This window comes from Pelomonas candidula, from assembly GCF_043555985.1.
Lineage (GTDB): Bacteria > Pseudomonadota > Gammaproteobacteria > Burkholderiales > Burkholderiaceae_C > Pelomonas > Pelomonas candidula.
In genome coordinates this window covers 207,668-224,655 of record NZ_JBIGIC010000010.1, presented here as the reverse complement: position 1 = coordinate 224,655, position 16,988 = coordinate 207,668, and the positions used below count along the sequence as shown (strand labels likewise).

The following is a 16,988-nucleotide window of genomic DNA, read 5'->3' as shown; positions in this document are numbered from 1 at the left end:
ATTTCACGAAACTTAGTTACACAACGGTTAGCGCCCCCTGCGTGGGCGTCGACCTGGAGACGCTTCCGATGTCCTTCGATCTCGTGTTCTTTGGTGGTACCGGCGACCTGACGTGGCGCAAGCTGATGCCCGCACTGTTCCAGGCCTTCCGGCACGGCAAGCTGCCCGAGGGCGGCCGCATTCTCGCCGTCGCTCGTGACGAACAGACCGACGAGCGCTACCGTGAGTGGCTGAAGGAGCGCTTCCGCGAGGTGGACGCCGGCAAGCGCCCGAGCGACGAGGAATTCGAGCGTTTCGCCGCGCTGGTGCACTACCGCCGCATGGACCTCTCCCAGCCGGACCATTACGCCGGGCTGAAGGACTGGCTGGATGCCCGCAACGCCGACACCGTCGTGCTGTACCTGGCGACCAGCCCGCACCTGTTCACCGGCATCTGCCAGCAGCTGGGCGCCGTGGGCCTGAACCATCCCAAGGTGCGCGTCGTGCTGGAGAAGCCGCTGGGCCATGATCTGGCCAGCGCGCAGGAGATCAACCGCGCGGTGCGCTGCGTGTTCGCCGAAAGCCAGGCTTTCCGCATCGACCACTACCTCGGCAAGCCGTCGGTGCAGAACCTGATGGCGCTGCGCTTCGGCAATGCGCTGTTCGAACCGCTGTGGCGCCGCGAGAGCATCGCCAACATCCAGATCACGCTGGCGGAGCGCCTGGGCGTGGGCACGCGCGGCGCCTTCTACGACGGCACCGGCGCGCTGCGCGACATGATCCAGAACCATGCGCTGCAGCTGCTGACGATGATCGCGATGGAGCCGCCGTCCACCAACGACGCCGACGCCATCCGCGACGAGAAGCTCAAGGTGCTGCGCTCGCTGAAGCCCTTCACGACCGAGAGCGTCGCCCGCGACGTCGTGCGTGGCCAGTACCGCGCCGGCAGCATCGAAGGCAAGGCCGTGCCGGGCTATCTGGAAGAGGTCAAGGTGCCGCCGGACAGCCAGTGCGAAACCTTCGTCGCGCTGCGCACCGAGGTCAACAACTGGCGCTGGGCCGGCGTGCCCTTCTACCTGCGCACCGGCAAGCGCCTGGCGGAGCGCGACGCAGAGATCGTCGTCAACTTCCGCCCCGTGCCGCACAAGATCTTCCCCGGCGCCAGCCAGCCGAACCGCCTCGTCATCAAGCTGCAGCCCGACGACGGCCTGGAGCTGCAACTGCTGGCCCAGAAGGGCACGGGCCACGGCGAACAGCTGACGCCGGTGTCACTGGACCTGGACTTCGACAAGGCCTTCGCGACGCAGCGCGTCGGCGCCTACGAGCGCCTGCTGCTGGACGCCATCGCCGGCCGCCTGAACCTGTTCGTGCGCAGCGACGAGCAGGAGCAGGCCTGGCGCTGGGTCGAACCCATCCTGGACGCCTGGGAAGCCGACACCAGCGGCCCGCGCCCCTACTCGGCCGGTTCGTGGGGCCCGGCCGCCGCGAGCGCACTGGTGGCTCGCGACGGGTTCAGCTGGGCGGAAGAGCAATGACGGCCGCCGCGCTGGGCCGCCCCGAGCAAGGCCGCCCCCTCTTTGAGGGGCGCGCAACGTACCCATTGAGCGGGGAGCTGACATGAGCATCCTGGAGCGGGTCAAGGCCGCCCTCCCCGCCTTGCCGCCAGCCGAGCAGCGCGTCGCCAAGCTGCTGCTGGCCGACGCGCGCAGCTTCGCCAGCCTGCCCGTCAGCGAGCTGGCCGACCGCTCGCACGTGTCCAAGCCGACCGTCGTGCGCTTCTGCCGCAGCGTGGGCTACGACGGCCTGGCCGACTTCAAGCTCAAGCTGGCCGGCAGCGTCAACGAGGGCGTGCCCTTCGTGCACCGCGCGGTGGACGAGGACGACAAGCCGGGCGACATCATCGTCAAGGTGGTCGACAACGCCGTCGCGGCGCTGCTTCACTACCGCAACGATGCCGCCAGCCATGCCTTCGAGCGCGCCATCGAGGCGCTGGCCGACTCGGCCCGCCACAACAAGCGCATCGAGTTCTACGGCGTCGGCAACTCGGGCATCGTGGCCCAGGACGCGCAGCACAAGTTCTTCCGCCTCGGCGTGAACACCGTTGCGACGAGTGACGGCCACGTGCAGCTGATGAGCGCCACCATGCTGCAGCCCGGCGACTGCGCCGTCATCATCAGCAACTCGGGCCGCAGCCGCGACCTGCTGGATGCGGCCGACATCGCGCGCAAGAAGGGCGCGACCATCATCATCATCACGGCCAGCGCCTCGCCGCTGGCGCAGCTGGCACTGGGGCCCAACCAGATCCTGCTGGCGGTGGACCACCCCGAGGATTTCGACCGCTACAGCCCGATGGTGTCGCGGCTGCTGCACCTGATCGCCGTGGACATCCTGACGACGGGTGTGGCGCTGAAGCTGGGCCAGCACCTCCGACCCGTGCTGCAGGAGATCAAGAAGAACCTGCGCGCCAAGCGGTACGCAGGCTAACTGGACAGCCCCTTGTCCGGTCTCGCCCCGCTGAACGCGGGCGTGCCCAACCGGTCCCCCGAGGGGACGGCGATGCTCGCCGCTTCGAGCAGCAAGCACATCGCCAGACGGGCCGGCTTGGGGCGGCCCGGCGCTCGGCCCGCAAACGTCAGACGCTTTGGGCGCTCGTCGGCCAGAGCAACTCGGCCACGCCGTAGACGCGGGCCAGTTCGAGCAGTTTCTCGGGCGCGTCGTCGAGCTTGAGCGTCGCGCCCTGCTCGGTGCACTGGCGGCCCGCGGACAGCAGCAGGCTGAGCGCGGACGAATCGAAATCCGTCAGCGCCGATGCCGACAGCCGCACCTCGCGGCCGGCCGCAGCCAGCACCTGGGCCGCCTCGGCCCGCAGCGCAGGCGACATCTGGGCCCAGGCGGCGCGGGCGCCGTCCATGCGCAGCCGCGCGGGCAGCTTCAACCCGCTCAAGATCAGCTCTTGGCCGCCGGCGCGCCGGCGGCCTTGGCGTTCTTGTCGGCCAGGCTCTTGATCAGGCCATCGATGCCGTTGGCGCCAATCTCCTGGGCGAAGCTGTTGCGGTACTGGTCCGCCAGCCAGATGCCCAGCACGTTGACGTCGTAGATCTTCCACTCGGCGCCGGTCTTCTCCAGGCGGTAGTCGAGCTGGATGGCGTCGCCCTTGCCGCGGATCTCGGTACGCACGACGACCTCGGTGTCGCTCGGCTGGGCCCGCAGCGGCTTCATGCCGATCTGCTGGTCCTTCACCTGCGTCAGAGCGCCGGCATACGTGCGCACCAGCAGCGTCTTGAACTCGGCCTGCAGCCTGGTTTGCTGCTCGGGCGTGGCCTGGCGCCAGAAGCGACCGACGGCGGACGCCGTCATGCGCTGGAAGTTGACGTGGGGCATCACCTTGGCATCGACCAGGGAGATGATCTTGTTGATGTTGCCGGCCTGGATGTCCTTGTCGGACTTGACCGTCTCGAGCACGTCGATCGACAGCCCGCGGATGAGCTGGTCGGGTGCGCTGGCGTCGGCAGCATGCGCGGCATGCACGAAACCCAGGCTCAGCGTGGCGAGGGTGGCCACGGCGAACAGGCGGCGGCGCAGGGAAGTCAGCAGGGTCATGATGTGGCTTTCTCTGAACAGGGACAGTCGCTCAACGCGCCAGCCCCGGATTTGGTTCACCGCGAGGCGGCCGAAGCCGGTTCGGCAGGCTTCTGCACAGCTTCAGGTGCGGACGCAGCCGATGCAGCAGTCGCAGGCGCCGATGCAGCGCTGCCGGGCACCAGTACCTCGACCTCTTCATCATCGTCGAAGCTGCCCCGACGCTGCAGGTAGGCGTCGCGGTAGAAGGTGTACTTGTCCAACGCGATGCCCTCCAGCATCTCGCCGGCACGCAGGAAATTGGCCCGCGTGTTGACGAGGCTCAGCGCCGTGATGCCAACCTTCTTGCGGCCGTCGTCGAAGATGACGCCGGGCGAGGCCTGCCAGTCGACCGGCAGCGCGAGCGAGTCCCGCACAGACGACGGGCCGAACAGCGGCCAGACGACGTAGGCACCGGTGCCCATGCCCCACTTGCCCAGCGTCTTGCCGAAGTCCTGGCTGTTCTTCTCCAGCCCCGCCTCGGTAGCGATATCCAACACGCCGGCGAGACCCAGCGTCGAGTTGACCGCGAAGCGCATGCCCTGCTCGACACCGGCCTTGAAGCGGCCCTGCAGCATCAGGTTCACGGCCGACCAAGCGTCGCCGATGTTGCCGAAGAAGTGGTCAATGCCGGTGCGGATGGGCGACGGCACCAGCTCCGAATAGGCGGTCGCGACCGGCTTCAGCACGTTCTCGTCCAGCTTCTCGTTGAAGGCGAAGACCTTGCGGTTCCACTCCTCCCACGGGTCCAGGCGCTGGCCCTTGGAGCCCATGACCTTGTCCAGCGCGCGGTCGATGCGCGTGCCCATGCCCTTGACCGTCTGGCAGCCAGCCAGGCCCAGCGCCAGCGCCAGCAGCGCGAACCAGCGAACCCAGCGGCTCACGGCTTGCCCCCGGAAGCCGTCGGCGCGGCGGCAGGGGCGCTGCCCATGTCGGACGCCTTGCTGTTGATGAACTGGCCGATCAGGTTCTCCAGCACGACGGCGCTCTGCGTCTGCTTGATGAGGTCGCCGGCGACGAGGTTCTTCTCATCGGCACCGGGCTCGAGGCCGATGTACTGCTCGCCGAGCAGGCCCGAGGTCAGGATCTTGGCCGAGCTGTCCTTGGGAAATTGCGTGGCCTTGTTCAGGTTGATGACCACCTTGGCCTGGAAGGTCTTGTCGTCGAAGGCAATGGACTCGACACGGCCGACGACGACACCGGCGCTCTTGACCGCCGCGTTGGGCTTCAAGCCGCCGATGTTGTCGAAACGGGCCGACACCTCGTAGGTGGCGTCGAAGTTGAGGCTGAGCAGATTGCCGGCCTTCAGCGCGAGGAAGAGCAACGCCGCGCCGCCCAGCAGCACGAAGAGGCCCACCCAGGCGTCATGTCGAGAGGCTTGCATGTGGTGTCCCTGACTCCAATCAAATCGAAAACATCATCGCGGTCAGCATGAAGTCCAGCGCCAGCACGGCGAGAGACGACAGCACGACGGTGCGTGTGGTAGCAGCCGACACCCCCTCAGGCGTGGGCCGGCAGGCATAGCCCTGCAGCAGCGAAACGAAGGTGACGGTCACGCCGAACACCAGGCTCTTGACGACGCCGTTGCCGACATCCTTGAACACATCCACGCCGCCCTGCATCTGCGACCAGAACGCACCGGCATCGATGCCGATCAACGGCACCGCCACCAGCCAGCCGCCGATGATGCCGACGGCCGAGAAGACTGCCGCAAGTAAGGGCATGGCAATAAAACCGGCCCAGAAGCGTGGCGCCAGCACGCGCTGCACGGGGTCGACAGCCATCATCTCCATGGCCGTCAGTTGCTCACCCGCCTTCATGAGGCCGATCTCGGCGGTCAGCGACGTGCCGGCACGACCGGCGAACAGCAGCGCCGTGACGACCGGACCCAGCTCGCGCACGAGGCTCAGCGCGACCAGCAGGCCCACGGCCTCGGCCGAGCCGTAGCGCTGCAGCGTGTAGTAGCCCTGCAGCGCCAGCACGAAGCCGACGAACAGGCCCGACACGCCGATGATGGACAGCGACTTGTTGCCCAGGTGGAAGACCTGCTCGCGCACCAGGACGAAACGCGCCAGCGCCTTGGGTGAGCGCCCCAGCAGGCTGAAGAACAAACGCGCCGACACACCGACGTCGACCAGCTTGAGGCGCACGCCGGCGCCAATGCGGGTGGCCAGGGCCATCATCTTGCGGTCATCCCGAAGTCTTCGGCCACAGGTTTGGCCGGCTGATGGAAGCGCACCGGCCCGTCGGCCTCGGCGCCGACGAATTGACGCACAAGCGGGTCATCGCTGTGGCGCAGCTCGTCTGGCGTGCCCTGGGCCACGACACGGCCGTTGGCGACCATGGCCACCTGGTCGGCGATGCCGAAGGTCTCGTGCAGATCGTGCGAGACGATGATGCTGGTCAGGCCCAGCGCGTCGTTCAGGTCACGGATGAGGCGCGCGGCGACACCCAGCGAGATCGGGTCCAGCCCGGCGAAGGGCTCGTCGTACAGCACGAGATCGGGGTCGAGCGAGATCGCCCGCGCCAGCGCCACCCGGCGGGCCATGCCGCCGGAGATCTCGCTGGGCAGCAGATCGCGCGCACCGCGCAGGCCCACGGCGTTGAGCTTCATCAGCACGAGGTCGCGGATCATGGCCTCGGGCAGGTCCGTGTGCTCGCGCAGCGGGAAGGCGACGTTCTCGAACACGCTGAGGTCGGTGAACAGCGCGCCGAACTGGAACAGCATGCCCATGCGCCGGCGCACGGCGTAAAGCTGATCCAGGTTGAGCGGCGCCAGGTCCTGGCCGTCGAACAGCACCTGGCCCGAGAGCGGGCGCAATTGCCGGCCCAGCAGGCGCAGCACGGTGGTCTTGCCGCCGCCCGAGGTGCCAATCAGCGCCAACACCTTGCCCCGTTCGAGCTTGAGGTTGACGCCGTCCAGGATCACGCGGTCGCCATAGCCGACGCTGACGTTGCGCAGTTCGATCAGGGGAGCGGTTGCCAAGGGAGTCACGCGGTCGGGCCGGAGCCAGGCGGGGTAAAGGGCGCCATGATAGGGGAAACACCAAGGGGGTCTGGATTGCTGTCGAGCAAAGCCACAAGATGCCTGCGTCTGCCGCTTTGCAGCCCGTCGGCGTTACGTCTGCTTGCGTTCGTCAACCCCGCGGTCACCGGTCGCAGACCGAGAAAACGTGTGTCAGTTCACAAATCGCGTCCGGCCAGCGACCAGCGTTCGTCGCGCCGCGACGAGCGGTAGGCTGCAATGGCGGCCCGATACCAAAATGGATGCCACCGCCATGAAAGCCTTCTCCATGCACTGCCACCGCCGCTCCGCTTTCAACCGTGGCTTCACGCTGATTGAAGTGCTGATCACGGTGGCCATCGTCGCCATCCTGGCGGCGGTGGCGATCCCGCAGTACAGCAGCTACGTGCGCCGTGGCCAGCAGCCGGAGGCATTCAACTCGCTGTCCGACTTCCGGACCAAGATGGAGCAGTACTACCAGGACAACCGCAACTACGGCAGCTCGGGCTGCGCCGATGCCACGTCGGCGGGCAGCTGGAGCAGCTTTGCGTCCACCAAATACTTCTCCTTTGCCTGCACGCTGAACAACTCGGGGCAGGGCTACTCGATCACCGCCACCGGCATCGCCGGCTCGGTCTCGGGCGATAAATACCTCATCAACCAGAACGGCGACCGCACCACTACGGTCTTCAAGGGCGCCTCCGTCAACGCCGCCTGCTGGCTGACCTCCAGCACCACCTGCTGAGCGGAACGGAGCTCCCCATGCAAGGTGCGACCCAACAGCGCGGCTTCGGTCTGATCGAACTGATCGTCACGCTCGTCGTCCTGGCGCTGATGATGGCCGCCGCCATGCCCAGCATCGGAAACTGGATGGACAACACCCGCATCCGTAACGCGGCCGAGTCGCTCTCCACCGGCATCCAGACGGCGCGCGCCGAGGCGGTGAAGCGCAACGAGCGCGTGTCGTTCTGGCTCGTGCAGCTCACCGACCCGGCCGTGCTCGGCAACAGCTGTTCGCAGTCCGCCACCTCGGGCTCGTGGATCGTCAGCGTCAGCGGCCCGGACGGTCACTGCGCGGACGACCCCACGGCCTCCGGCGACGACAACAGCGCGGGCATCATCACCGGCCGGGCCATCGGCAGCGGCGGCACACACGTCAATGTCAGCGCGGACAGTACCTACATCACCTTCAACGGTTTCGGCCGCGTCGCCGATAGCGGCAGCATCAGCACGATCAAGATCAAAGGCAACGGCACCGACACCCGGGAGCTGCACGTCGTCGTCTCGACGACCGGCGCGGTGCGCATGTGCGACGCTGCCGTCACCGACAGCGGCGACCCGCGCAAATGCTGACGAGGCCTCCCATGAAGCACTCCGCTCACCCCCGCCACGCCCGCGGCTTCGTGCTGATCGAAGTCATGGTCGCATTGCTGATCTTCATGCTCGGTGTACTGGGCATGATCGGCCTGCAGGCCGCACTGACGCGGGCCGCCAGTGACTCCAAGGTGCGCGCCGACGCTTCTTATCTCGCCAGCGAGATGGTCGGCCGCCTCTGGTCGGACATGAAGAATCTGTCCGCCTACAACAGCTGCGCCTCGACCGCGCTGTGCAAGGAATGGCAGTCCAAGGTCGCCGCCAGCCTGCCCAACGGCACGGGCGATGTCAGCGTCACGATCAACGGCAGCGATGCCGCCGTCACCATCACCATCGGCTGGACCGGGCCGGACCAGCAGCCCCACCAGTACGTCACCAGCACGAACATCGTGCCCAATTCATGAGGCTGCCGATGAAGCCCCGGATGCAAGACCCGCGCAGGCGGGCGAACCTGCAGGCAGGTTTCACGCTGATCGAGCTGATGGTCGGCATGGTCGTGGGCCTGCTCGCGGTGCTGGTCATCACCCAGGTGCTGGCACTGGCCGAAGGCAAGAAGCGCACCGTCAGCATGGGCAGCGATGCGCAGATCAACGGCGCTCTGGCGCTGTTCACGTTGCAGCGCGATATCGCTCAGGCCGGCTATGGCGCCGCCGCCATCCCCGAAGCGCTCGGCTGCACGGCCAAATACCAGGCGGGCACCTCCGGCACGTTCACGCTGGCGCCGGTCATCATCAACCAGAACGGCCAAGCCAACGGATCGGACACGCTCACCATCCTGCAAGCCAACACCACCAACTTCTCGGCACCGATGGCCCTGACGGAGGACACCGCCAACCCTCCAACGAGCGCCACCCCCTTCAAGGTGACGTCCTCGCTCGGTGCGGCGGCGGGCAACCTCATGGTGCTCGTGCCGCTGACCCGCGTGCCCAACAGCGCCCAGGGCGTGCTCACGCCTGCCTGGACGATGGACGGCACCGTGCCGTGCAGCGTCTTCAGCGTCACCGACGACGCGGCGGTCACCACCACCGCGCTGACCGCCACCCAGGTGCCGCATGTGAACGGCGCCGGCATGCGCGCGTGGAACCAGGACAGTGTCTTCCCCGCCATCAAGGTCGAGGGCAACCCCAGCGTGCTCAAGAGCGTGCTGCTAAACATGGGCTCGATGGTGCTGCGCACCTACTCCGTCAGCGCCGCAGGCAACCTGCAGGGCACGGACCTTTCTCTGACCGACGGCAGCATGCTCCCCGCCGCTGACCTCTACCCGCAGATCGTCAAGATGCAGGCCTTCTATGGCAAGGACACCGACGGCGATGGCAAGGTCGATGCCTACAACAAGACGGCTCCCACCAGCAACGCCGAGTGGAAGCAGGTGAAGACGCTGCGCATCGCCATCGTGGCGCGCAGCGGGCAGTTCGAGAAAGAGGAAGTGACGGCCACCGCGCCGCAGTGGGACCTCGGTTCCACCATCGCCGTGACCGGCACGGCGACCTGCAACGGCAGCAGCGCGTGCCTGTCGCTGGATGTGAGCGCATTGGCCGACTGGAAGCACTACCGCTACAAGGTCTACGACACCATCGTGCCGCTGCGCAACGTGTTGTGGCACAGCTGAGCCGACGCGCATGACCATGACGACGCCCGCCCTCCCCCACCACCCACGACGCCTTCGCCATGCGGTGCGCCGCCAGGCGCAGCGCGGCGTCACGCTGCTGTTCGCGCTCATCGCGCTGGTCGTGCTGCTGCTCGCCACGCTGGCGCTCATCCGCTCGGTGGACACCAGCACCCTGCTGATGGGCAACCTCGGCTTCAAGCAGGACGCCACCGTCAGCGCCGACCAGGCCACCAAGGTTGCGCTGGCCTGGATATCCAGCCACGGCACCGTGCTCAACAGCGATTCGCTGACGACCGGCCAGGGCCAGGGTTACTACGCCAGCACCAAGGAATACAAGACGGACAACACCCTCCTCGGCAAGCCCGTGGACGCCACCGGCCAGCAGGTCAGCGACACCTTGAACCGCCAGCTCGTGGACTGGACGGCAGACGACTGCGACAGCGGCACCGACTACCCCGCCAAGCTGTGCAGCCGCAAGGTGGACGCCGCCAACATCACCGGCCCGAACAGCGCCCGCTACATCATCTTCCGACTGTGCTCGCAGCCGGGCGACTACGCCGGCAGCGGCTACACCGGCACCTGCGCCAAGTGGACCGCCAGCGGCAGCACCGTGGATGGCGGCAAGGGCGCTGCGAACTACGCCAACGGCGGTGGCTCGGCGATGGCCTCTGCCAGCCCGTACTACCGCATCGTGGTCCGTGTGCAAGGCGCACGCAACACCACGAGCTTCACCGAAACCATCGTCCACTATTGACGGAGCTTCGTCATGGCCGCCTTCTTCTCCCCCAGGGTCTCGCGCCTGCCGTGGCTCGCAGCGCTGCTGTCGATTGCTTCTGCCGCCTGGGCCGGCACCACGAACATCTCGAACCAGCCGCTGGCCTCGCTGCCCAGCGTCTCGGCGTCACCCAATCTGCTGCTGCTGCTGGACTCGTCGGGCTCGATGAACTGGAGCTACATGCCCGATGACCTGGGCACCAGCACCAGCACCACCGACGTACCCAACATCACCTGGTATGGCTACTACTCGCCGCAGTGCAACGGCGTGGCCTACGACCCGAACAACACCTACAAGCCACCAGTGAAGGCCGACGGGACTTCCTACAGCGACGCCAGCTTCACGGCGGCCTGGAAGGACGGCTACAGCCAGGGCTCCACCACCGATCTGAGCACCAAGTTCTACGCCGTCTACAACAGCAGCGGCACACAGCCGGCGATGGGCTGGATCTACACCTCCGCCGGGGTGACCAAGAACACCTTCTACAACGAATGTGCCAGCACGGTCCGCGCCACGACCACGACGACGCGGACCTGCAGCACCAACCGGTTCGGCACGACGACCTGCTCCAACTCGACGTCGACAGTGCCTGACTTCACCACGGCGCTCGGCACGACCAACGCGAGCTGCCTCACCGGGACCACCAGCTGCACGTCCACGACCACGACGGACGCGACCTCCCCCGGCTCCAGCGTGTTCACGCTGGTGCAGACGAGCAGCCTGACCGCGGCGCAGAAGACCAACTACGCCAACTGGTATTCCTATTACAGCCATCGCTACCTGCTGATGCGCACGGCGATGGGTCAGGCCATGCAGACGCTCAACCCCGGGGGCGCCAGCACCAACCCGGGCTACCGTGTCGGTTTCAGCAACATTTACGACACTGCCGCCACGGACGGCACCAACAACTTCGTCAGCGTCAACGATTTCACGGCGGCTCAGATGACGAAGTTCTACAGCAGCCTCTACACGGTCGCGCCCAACGGCGGCACCCCCTTGCCGGATGCGCTGTCCCAGGCCGGACGCTACTTCGCCAACAAGATTACCGGGCAAAGCGCCGACCCGATGCAGTACGCCTGCCAGCGCAACTACACGCTGCTGACGACGGACGGCTACTGGAACAGCAACAGCAAGGCCTACCAGCTGAATGGCACGTCGACAGTCGACAACCAGGACGGTAGCGAAGTCACCCCCATGTGGGACGGCACCACCACCACCGTGACCACGACCACCGTCTGGAGTGCGCCGGCGACACGAACCTCGACGGCGGCGGGACAGACCGCAACGAAGACATGGACGGTGAATGGAACGAAAACCGTGGTGTCGAACGCGACCGTGACCACGTACACGCGCTCAAGCAGCAAACCTTACGTCTACACGAAAAAGGTGCAGCCGGTCCTGGTGACGACGACGACGCCGACGACGCAAACCTACGTGGAAACGCTGACCCAGTCGACGACGACACCGCAGACCGGGACGGCGAAATACACCGAGACCGTGATCGCCGTGAACGGCGTGCAGCAATCCGACACCAACGGGGCGACTTCATATTCGACGTGGCAGAGCGGGCCCCCCACGTCAACGCAAACCGGGGATACCGGCGCGCCGTCATCATTGCCGTCCGCGAGCACGACCTACGCCACCCAGTGGGTGGGCTCGGGCACGGGGTGGACACCGGACGGCTCGGCGACGAATTCGACTTCAACAAGCAACACCAGCAACAACGGCACCGCCGTCACGACGACTTCGTCGACGGCGCCATCAGGGACCTGCACCTACACGAACTCCCCTTCAGATCCTTCTTGTACCGTTGCTGGATCGACTGTGTCCACGAAGTGGACGTATGCGGTGTCGGGGCCTTCCCAAAGCAGTTGGTCCGCCGGGACGACCACCACGTCGGACCCTGCGGTGGGCACCTACGCCGCAGGCTCGCCGAGCTCGGCCACGACGGTCACGGGCGGCTCGTCCAACACGCTGTCCGACGTCGCCGAGTACTACTACAAGACCGACCTGCGCAACACGGCGCAGGGCAACTGCTCGTCCACCAGCTCTGGCGGCACGCAGGATGTCTGCGCCGACATCGTGCCCACGACCTCTGACGACCCGGCCAAGTATCAGCACATGAACACCTTCACCATCGGCCTGGGGGTGAACGGAACCTTGCCGAAGACGGCCGACACGCTGGCAGGCCTCAAGGCCGGCACGATCACCTGGCCCACGCCTGCGACCAGCGGCAACGCCACCAACATCGACGACCTCTGGCACGCCGCCCTGAACGGCCGCGGCCAGTACTACTCGGCGCTCAGCGCCGCCCAGCTGAGCAGCGCCATCTCCAGCGTCGTCAACAGCATCACGGCGGTCAAGGGCGCCGGTTCGGGCTCCTCGACAAGCTCCCTGGCCCTGGTCAAGGGCGACAACAACCAGATCTACACGGCCAGCTACACCACCAGCGAATGGACGGGCGAACTGCTCGCCCAGACGCTGAACGGCGATGGCACGATCAAGGGTACGGTCTGGTCTGCGCAGAGCCTGCTCGACAGCCAGGCGGCCTCTTCGCGCACGATCTACTTCAACAACAGTGGCGCGCTGGCGGCGTTCACCTACGCCAACCTCTCGGCCGGCCTGAAGGCGAACTTCGACAGCCTGTGCTCGAAGACCGTGGTGGCCTCGCAGTGCGCCACGCTCACTTCGGCCAACCTGACGATCGCCAACAGCGGCACCAACCTCGTGAACTATCTGCGCGGCGATCGCACCAACGAAGGCACGGCGTACCGCACCAGGAAACACGTGCTGGGCGACATCATCAACGGCGCGCCGGTCTATGTCGGCAAGCCGCCGTTCAACTACGCGGACTCCGGCTACAGCGATTTCGTGACCAACCACGCCAGCCGCACGCCGGTGGTCTATACCGCCGGCAACGACGGCATGCTGCACGCCTTCAACGCGACCACCGGTGCCGAGATGTGGGCCTATGTGCCGACTGCAGTGATGCCCAACCTCTACCAGCTCGCCAACAACAACTACTCCGTCAACCACCAGTTCTTCGTCGACGGCGCACCGGTGGAGGCCGACGTGATGTGGGGCGGCACCTGGAAGACCATCCTGGTGGGTGGCTTCAACGCAGGTGGCAAGGGCTATTACGCACTGGACATCACCAACCCCAGCAGCCCGGCGCTGCTGTGGGAGTTCACCGACGCGAATCTGGGCCTGAGCTACGGCAACCCGGTCATCACGAAGAACAAGGCCGGCACGTGGGTGGTGGCGTTCGGCTCGGGCTACAACAACACCGACGGCGACGGCAACGGCCACCTGTTCGTCGTCAATGCGCAGACGGGCGCCAAGATCCTGGACATCCCCACCAACACCAGCGGCACGACCGCTGCCGGCAGCACGACGACACCGAGCGGTCTGGCCAAGATCAATGCCTGGATCGACACCTCTACCGACAACACCTCGCTGCGCTTCTACGGCGGTGACTTGCTGGGCAATGTGTGGCGCTTCGACACCGACAACCTGGTGTCGCCCAACCAGAAGGCGCTGCTGCTCGCCACGCTCAAGGACAAGAGCGGCAACGCTCAGCCCATCACGACGCGGCCCGAAACCGTGTCCATCAAGGGGCGCCCGGCCGTGGCCATCGCCACCGGGCGCTACCTGGGTTCCACCGACATCTCGGACACGACCCAACAGACCCTGTACGTGATTGCCGACAACCTGGACACGGTCAGCGGCTGGGCCGGCTGGAACTCGCCGAACCCACGCACCAACACGACAGCGTTCGTGGAAGGCGTCGCAACGCTCAGCGGCTCCACCTATACCGTCACCCCGAAGAGCAGCACGACGGCGATCGACTTCACCAACACCGCCTTCGGCGGGTGGTATATGGATCTGCCGCATTCGGGCGAACGCGTGTTCACCGACATGGTGCTGCACGGCCTGACGCTGACGATGACGACGGCCGTTCCCAGCGGCGACGCCTGCAAGTCGGGCGGATCGAGCTGGATTTACTACATCAACCTGGGCACCCTCACCGGCAATGCGACCCTGTGGAGCCTGACCTCCTTGGTCGTCGGCGTGAGTGAGATCACGAATGCGAACGGCGACGTGATGGACATCTTCAACGGCAGCGACGGCACGGTCGGGGTACAGACCCCGCCGATTTCGCCGAACACGCTTTCGGGTGTCACGACCCGCACCTCCTGGCGCGAGTTGAGCAACTGAAGAGGCCCGGAATGCTGCCCTGGTGTGCGGCCCTGGCGGTGGCGGGGCATGCGCTGCTGCTGGCAGCGCTGACCTCGCCCTCGCCCCGGCTGGCAGGCGCTCAACACGCCACGGGCGCGGAACCCGTGATCACCGCCCGCGTGCGCTGGGTCGCACCGACAACCCCGCCGGCAGCGGACGCGGACGAGGCCCTGCCTGCCGAGACGGCAGCAGCCCCTGTGGAAGAAGCCACGGCCGCCAGCGCGCCTCAGGTCGCCGCGTCGGCTGCGCCGCCGACAGCGGTAGCGGCAAGCGTGGGCGGAGAAGCTGGCGAGGCATCCGCCGAGGGCTACCTGCCAAGGCCGCTGCTGACCATCGCGCCGCAACCGCTGCACCCCGTCGTCGTCGCGCCACCGCCCACGCCCTCCAACGCGAGCCGACTCATCGGCCGCTACGTTGGCGTGCTGGCGCTCTACATCGATGAGCAGGGCATCGTGCGCAGCATCGAAGCCGAGCAGCCGGCCCTGCCCGAAGCAATGGAGCGCGCCGCCCGCGAGGCGTTCCAGGGCGCGCGCTTCACGCCGGGTCAGGTGGACGGACGCGCGGTCAAATCCCGCATCCGGGTGGAGGTGGCCTTCGATGACGGGCCGGCGCCGGCGGCAGCCGCCGCGTCAGCGGCCTCCGCCACGAGCCAAGGTGAGCCAGCCGCTTCGGATACGCAGCCTGGGCGGCTGCGCCGGTAAATTCGGCGCCCGCATCAACCGGACGCCGAGTACCAGCACCCTTCAGTCGCCACCGGCTCGTGCATCCAAGTTCAGCAGAACCGCCACGCGCGATGGCAACGCCACGACAGCAGCCGGATCGCCTTGTTGACGGCCTGATCCAGGCGACGGATACGCCTGGTGTCTGCCGGGCCCGGCACCGTTGCGGCCACCGGGCACGGCAGGCGTGAACCTCAACGCGGCAGCGTCGTTGCCCCCATCAGGAACTCATCCACGGCACGAGCCGCCTGCCGGCCTTCACGGATGGCCCAGACCACCAGGCTCTGGCCGCGGCGCATGTCGCCGGCGGAGAAGACCTTGTCGACGTTGGTCTTGTAGGCATTGGCGCCTTCGGTCGATGCCTTGCCGTTGCCGCGCGCATCCTTGTCGACACCGAAGGCCTCGAGGATGGTCGCGACAGGCGACACGAAGCCCATCGCGAGGAAGGCCAGGTCGGCCTTCAGGATCTGCTCGCTGCCTTCGACCTCGGTCATCTTGCCGCCCTGCCACTGCAGGCGCACGGTCTTGACGCCGGTCAGCTTGCCCTTCTCGCCGATGAATTCCTTCGTGGCGATCGCGAACTCGCGCTCGCAGCCTTCCTCATGGCTGGACGAGGTGCGCAGCTTGATCGGCCAGTAGGGCCAGGTCAGCGGGCCGTCTTCCTTCTCGGGCGGCTGGGGAAGCAGCTCGAACTGGGTGACGCTCTTGGCGCCGTGACGGTTGCTGGTGCCGACACAGTCGGAACCGGTGTCGCCGCCACCGATCACGATGACGTGCTTGCCGTCGGCGCGGATCTGGTTCTTCAGCTTGTCGCCTGCGTTGACCTTGTTCTGCTGCGGCAGGAACTCCATCGCGAAATGCACGCCGGCCAGGTCACGGCCCGGCACGGGCAGGTCCCGCGACTGCTCGGCGCCGCCGGTCAGCAGCACGGCGTCGAACTGGCTCTTCAGGTCGTCGGCCGAGATGGTTTCCTTGGCCCAGTTGGTGACCTTGGACCCTTCGGGCAGCGAGGCGACCATCACGCCAGTGCGGAACTCGACGCCTTCGGCCTTCATCTGCTCGACGCGGCGGTCGATGTGGGACTTCTCCATCTTGAAGTCCGGGATGCCGTAGCGCAGCAGGCCGCCGACACGGTCGTTCTTCTCGAACACCGTGACGCTGTGACCCGCACGAGCCAGCTGCTGGGCCGCCGCCAGGCCGGCAGGGCCGGCACCGACGATGGCAACCTTCTTGCCGGTCTTGACCTTGGGCAACTGCGGCTGCACCCAGCCCTCGGCCCAGGCGCGATCGATGATGGCGTGCTCGATGGACTTGATGCCCACCGCGTCGTCATTGACGTTCAGCGTGCAGGCCGCCTCGCAGGGCGCGGGGCAGATGCGACCGGTGAACTCAGGGAAGTTGTTGGTGCTGTGCAGCACCGTGATCGCGTGCTTCCAGTCTTCAGGACGGCCCTTGTAGACCAGGTCGTTGAAGTCCGGGATGACGTTGTTGACCGGGCAGCCGCTGTTGCAGAACGGCGTGCCGCAGTCCATGCAGCGGGCACCCTGCTGCTTGGCCTGGTCAACGTTCAACGCGATGACGAATTCCTTGTAATTCTTGACTCGAGCGGTGACGGGCTCATAGCCCTCTTCCAGACGCTCGTACTCCATGAAGCCGGTGACTTTTCCCACG

Annotated in this window: 16 protein-coding genes; 9 read left to right on the top strand and 7 right to left on the bottom strand. The window is 66.7% G+C overall.

The window, feature by feature from the left end; translation table 11 throughout:
• The first annotated feature begins 68 nt into the window (after nt 1-68).
• Together zwf and ACG04R_RS19870 are read left to right on the top strand one after the other, a co-directional pair.
• The gene (gene zwf, locus ACG04R_RS19875) at nt 69-1,514 is read left to right on the top strand and encodes a glucose-6-phosphate dehydrogenase (RefSeq protein ID WP_394414842.1); all 1,446 of its coding nucleotides are present in this window, start codon (nt 69-71) and stop codon (nt 1,512-1,514) included.
• An 88-nt stretch (nt 1,515-1,602) separates the two neighbouring features.
• Nucleotides 1,603-2,463, top strand: a complete 861-nt coding sequence (locus ACG04R_RS19870; protein ID WP_394415012.1) for a MurR/RpiR family transcriptional regulator — start codon at nt 1,603-1,605, stop codon at nt 2,461-2,463.
• A gap of 148 nt (nt 2,464-2,611) precedes the next feature.
• Here the strand turns inward: ACG04R_RS19870 and ACG04R_RS19865 are convergent, their stop codons facing one another.
• Genes ACG04R_RS19865 through ACG04R_RS19840 form a run of 6 tightly spaced genes read right to left on the bottom strand, consistent with a single transcriptional unit; the run spans nt 2,612 to nt 6,583 of the window.
• Complete coding sequence (locus ACG04R_RS19865) at nt 2,612-2,923, bottom strand: STAS domain-containing protein (RefSeq protein ID WP_394414839.1); 312 nt, start codon at nt 2,921-2,923, stop codon at nt 2,612-2,614.
• 2 nt (nt 2,924-2,925) lie between these two features.
• Entirely contained in the window at nt 2,926-3,579 is a 654-nt protein-coding gene (locus tag ACG04R_RS19860) for an MlaC/ttg2D family ABC transporter substrate-binding protein (RefSeq protein ID WP_394414836.1), read from the bottom strand.
• Between the two features lie 56 nt (nt 3,580-3,635).
• Nucleotides 3,636-4,481 (bottom strand): MlaA family lipoprotein, encoded by an 846-nt coding sequence (locus ACG04R_RS19855; RefSeq protein ID WP_394414833.1) that lies wholly within the window; start codon nt 4,479-4,481, stop codon nt 3,636-3,638.
• Nucleotides 4,478-4,981 carry an outer membrane lipid asymmetry maintenance protein MlaD gene (gene mlaD / locus ACG04R_RS19850; RefSeq protein WP_394414830.1) on the bottom strand — a complete coding sequence of 168 codons (504 nt, stop codon included), beginning with the start codon at nt 4,979-4,981 and terminating at the stop codon, nt 4,478-4,480. The genes ACG04R_RS19855 and mlaD overlap by 4 nt, the downstream gene beginning before the upstream one ends.
• A 19-nt stretch (nt 4,982-5,000) precedes the next feature.
• Nucleotides 5,001-5,780 carry a lipid asymmetry maintenance ABC transporter permease subunit MlaE gene (gene mlaE, locus ACG04R_RS19845; protein ID WP_394414827.1) on the bottom strand — a complete coding sequence of 260 codons (780 nt, stop codon included), beginning with the start codon at nt 5,778-5,780 and terminating at the stop codon, nt 5,001-5,003.
• The gene (locus tag ACG04R_RS19840) at nt 5,777-6,583 is read right to left on the bottom strand and encodes an ABC transporter ATP-binding protein (RefSeq protein WP_394414824.1); all 807 of its coding nucleotides are present in this window, start codon (nt 6,581-6,583) and stop codon (nt 5,777-5,779) included. The genes mlaE and ACG04R_RS19840 overlap by 4 nt, the downstream gene beginning before the upstream one ends.
• Before the next feature lie 292 nt (nt 6,584-6,875).
• Here ACG04R_RS19840 and ACG04R_RS19835 point away from each other — a divergent pair, with 292 nt between their 5' ends.
• Genes ACG04R_RS19835 through ACG04R_RS19805 form a run of 7 tightly spaced genes read left to right on the top strand, consistent with a single transcriptional unit; the run spans nt 6,876 to nt 15,299 of the window.
• A complete protein-coding gene (locus tag ACG04R_RS19835) occupies nt 6,876-7,346 on the top strand; it encodes a type IV pilin protein (protein ID WP_394414821.1) in 471 nt (156 codons plus the stop codon).
• A gap of 17 nt (nt 7,347-7,363) precedes the next feature.
• Nucleotides 7,364-7,954: a GspH/FimT family pseudopilin gene (locus ACG04R_RS19830; protein WP_394414818.1), complete on the top strand. Its 591-nt coding sequence runs from the start codon at nt 7,364-7,366 to the stop codon at nt 7,952-7,954.
• A gap of 11 nt (nt 7,955-7,965) precedes the next feature.
• Nucleotides 7,966-8,379 (top strand): type IV pilus modification PilV family protein, encoded by a 414-nt coding sequence (locus ACG04R_RS19825; protein WP_394414815.1) that lies wholly within the window; start codon nt 7,966-7,968, stop codon nt 8,377-8,379.
• A 20-nt stretch (nt 8,380-8,399) separates the two neighbouring features.
• The gene (locus tag ACG04R_RS19820) at nt 8,400-9,584 is read left to right on the top strand and encodes a PilW family protein (protein ID WP_394414811.1); all 1,185 of its coding nucleotides are present in this window, start codon (nt 8,400-8,402) and stop codon (nt 9,582-9,584) included.
• 16 nt (nt 9,585-9,600) lie between these two features.
• A complete protein-coding gene (locus tag ACG04R_RS19815) occupies nt 9,601-10,338 on the top strand; it encodes a hypothetical protein (RefSeq protein WP_394414809.1) in 738 nt (245 codons plus the stop codon).
• Between the two features lie 12 nt (nt 10,339-10,350).
• Entirely contained in the window at nt 10,351-14,577 is a 4,227-nt protein-coding gene (locus ACG04R_RS19810) for a PilC/PilY family type IV pilus protein (RefSeq protein ID WP_394414806.1), read from the top strand.
• A gap of 11 nt (nt 14,578-14,588) precedes the next feature.
• Nucleotides 14,589-15,299, top strand: a complete 711-nt coding sequence (locus tag ACG04R_RS19805; protein ID WP_394414804.1) for an energy transducer TonB — start codon at nt 14,589-14,591, stop codon at nt 15,297-15,299.
• 212 nt (nt 15,300-15,511) lie between these two features.
• On the opposite strand, the gene ACG04R_RS19800 is transcribed toward ACG04R_RS19805, so the two are convergent.
• Complete coding sequence (locus tag ACG04R_RS19800; protein WP_394414802.1) at nt 15,512-16,987, bottom strand: glutamate synthase subunit beta; 1,476 nt, start codon at nt 16,985-16,987, stop codon at nt 15,512-15,514.
• Between the last annotated feature and the right edge of the window lies 1 nt (nt 16,988).

Bases quoted from the DNA above. Each gene is read 5' to 3' on its own strand.
- zwf (WP_394414842.1), top strand. From the start codon at position 69: ATGTCCTTCGATCTCGTGTTCTTTGGTGGTACCGGCGACCTGACGTGG.
- ACG04R_RS19860 (WP_394414836.1), bottom strand. From the start codon at position 3,579: ATGACCCTGCTGACTTCCCTGCGCCGCCGCCTGTTCGCCGTGGCCACC.
- mlaD (WP_394414830.1), bottom strand. From the start codon at position 4,981: ATGCAAGCCTCTCGACATGACGCCTGGGTGGGCCTCTTCGTGCTGCTG.
- mlaE (WP_394414827.1), bottom strand. From the start codon at position 5,780: ATGATGGCCCTGGCCACCCGCATTGGCGCCGGCGTGCGCCTCAAGCTG.
- ACG04R_RS19835 (WP_394414821.1), top strand. From the start codon at position 6,876: ATGAAAGCCTTCTCCATGCACTGCCACCGCCGCTCCGCTTTCAACCGT.
- ACG04R_RS19830 (WP_394414818.1), top strand. From the start codon at position 7,364: ATGCAAGGTGCGACCCAACAGCGCGGCTTCGGTCTGATCGAACTGATC.
- ACG04R_RS19825 (WP_394414815.1), top strand. From the start codon at position 7,966: ATGAAGCACTCCGCTCACCCCCGCCACGCCCGCGGCTTCGTGCTGATC.
- ACG04R_RS19820 (WP_394414811.1), top strand. From the start codon at position 8,400: ATGCAAGACCCGCGCAGGCGGGCGAACCTGCAGGCAGGTTTCACGCTG.
- ACG04R_RS19815 (WP_394414809.1), top strand. From the start codon at position 9,601: ATGACGACGCCCGCCCTCCCCCACCACCCACGACGCCTTCGCCATGCG.
- ACG04R_RS19810 (WP_394414806.1), top strand. From the start codon at position 10,351: ATGGCCGCCTTCTTCTCCCCCAGGGTCTCGCGCCTGCCGTGGCTCGCA.
- ACG04R_RS19805 (WP_394414804.1), top strand. From the start codon at position 14,589: ATGCTGCCCTGGTGTGCGGCCCTGGCGGTGGCGGGGCATGCGCTGCTG.